Source organism: Massilia sp. 01N417 (genome assembly GCF_056399645.1).
On sequence record NZ_JBFTRS010000052.1, the window covers coordinates 1 to 1,722 of the forward strand.

The following is a 1,722-nucleotide window of genomic DNA, read 5'->3' on the forward strand; positions in this document are numbered from 1 at the left end:
TCATCCATCGCAATCCACGACCTGGCGCACAGCGCCGCGATCGACGGCCAGGCCATGTCGGCGGTCCGGGGCGGCTACGCCTTCGGCAAGGACGTCAACGTCAATGTGAACGTGAACCAGCAGCTTGCACAGTTCCAGCAGATCGGCGTGAATGTCCTCAACAACAACGGCGTCATCGGCGCCGGGTTCCGCGGCCCCGATATCGACGTGGCCGCCGCACTGAAGGGCGAGAACAAGCTGGCCTTCTGAGTCCGCCCTTCCCACCACCCCATTGCCGGGCTCTATCCCGGCAATGGGTTTGCAGTCCGTTTACCCGCCATTTTCCCAGGAGGCATCATGGCTATCATCGTCATCAAGGATCTGTCCGAAAACACCGATCTGGACCGCCAGGCAATGCTGGCGATTGCCGGCGGATCGCGATTCCGCACCGGCAGCCGCTTCGTCCAGCCAGTGTCACAACGGGTCAGGCTGTTCGATCCAGCGCGCATCGGCAGCAGCAGGCCCCACACGAAGGACGCGGCGCCACGCTGAGGATTCTCCGCTCCACGACAAAACCGTCCGGTTCATAGCCGGACGGTTTTTTTGCGCTGTCCCGATCAGAGCGTCTTCATTCGGCAGCTGTCGGTCAGCACCAAACAGGTCCCGAAAGGTGTTGGGTCCGGGCCATCACCGGCACTGCCTGCGGCCGCTTCCTCCGCTGCCGTGAACGGCTGAGAAGATCAAGAAAATCTCCTTTGTTTTCAATGACCTGCATTCATTTTGGCGGCGTTCGAAAGAAGCTGGCACGCATCCTGCTGATAGTCCATCGAGCGCAAATCAAATGCCTCAACCAACCAAACCGACATCCAAGGAGATTTACCATGAAAACCCTGATCATCACCGACCTGGCCCACACCGACAAACTGGACCGCGCARCCATGGCYACCGTGCGCGGCGGCTGGAGCATGTTCTCGCCGTCGTACAAGACCGGCGACATCACCTACGCACCGARCTACGACTCGTCGATCAACGCCTCMCAATCCCTGGGCCAGGTCCAGAACGTGATGACCGCCACCGCCAACGGCTCGGCCTTCCTGGACGGCGTCAGCGTGCACAGCAACGTGCACCAGAACGGCCAGAACACCATCGTCCGCTGATCCCCATCACACGCATCGTTGACCATACTTTCAAGGAGCATTGCCATGAAAACCCTGACCATCAAAGACCTGGACCGCGYCGAACAACTGGACCGCACTGCCATGGCTGGCGTGCGCGGCGGCTGGAGCATGTTCTCGCCGTCCGTGAAAACCGGCGACATCAGCTACAAGCCGAGCTACGACTCGTCGATCAACGCCCTGCAGAACCTGGGCCAGGAACAGAAYGTCGGCACCCTCACCGCCAACGGCTCGGCCTTCCTGGACTGCGTGAACGTGCACAGCAATGTGCACCAGAACGGCCAGAACAAGATCGTCGGCTGAGAAGGAGAGACCCATGTCATCCATCGCAATCCACGACCTGGCGCACAGCGCMGCGATCGACGGCCAGGCCATGTCGGCGGTCCGGGGCGGCTACGCCTTCGGCAAGGACGTCAACGTCAATGTGAACGTGAACCAGCAGCTTGCACAGTTCCAGCAGATCGGCGTGAATGTCCTCAACAACAACGGCGTCATCGGCGCCGGGTTCCGCGGCCCCGATATCGACGTGGCCGCCGCACTGAAGGGCGAGAACAAGCTGGCCTTCTGA

5 protein-coding genes are annotated in these 1,722 nt (G+C 61.0%); all 5 read left to right on the top strand.

Features of this window, described 5'->3' with window-relative positions:
- A partial coding sequence (locus tag AC1DOQ_RS26815; protein ID WP_477362995.1) for a hypothetical protein occupies positions 1-249 on the top strand: 249 nt, incomplete at its 5' end.
- 87 nt (positions 250-336) lie between these two features.
- Complete coding sequence (locus tag AC1DOQ_RS26820; protein WP_477371416.1) at positions 337-531, top strand: hypothetical protein; 195 nt, start codon at positions 337-339, stop codon at positions 529-531.
- 329 nt (positions 532-860) lie between these two features.
- The gene (locus AC1DOQ_RS26825; protein WP_477371419.1) at positions 861-1,136 is read left to right on the top strand and encodes a hypothetical protein; all 276 of its coding nucleotides are present in this window, start codon (positions 861-863) and stop codon (positions 1,134-1,136) included.
- Between the two features lie 45 nt (positions 1,137-1,181).
- Positions 1,182-1,457, top strand: coding sequence for a hypothetical protein (locus tag AC1DOQ_RS26830; RefSeq protein ID WP_477371422.1), 276 nt, complete (start codon positions 1,182-1,184; stop codon positions 1,455-1,457).
- A gap of 13 nt (positions 1,458-1,470) precedes the next feature.
- Positions 1,471-1,722 (top strand): hypothetical protein, encoded by a 252-nt coding sequence (locus AC1DOQ_RS26835; RefSeq protein ID WP_477371425.1) that lies wholly within the window; start codon positions 1,471-1,473, stop codon positions 1,720-1,722.

Coding starts and splice junctions, on each gene's coding strand:
- AC1DOQ_RS26820 (WP_477371416.1), top strand. CDS start 337: ATGGCTATCATCGTCATCAAGGATCTGTCCGAAAACACCGATCTGGAC.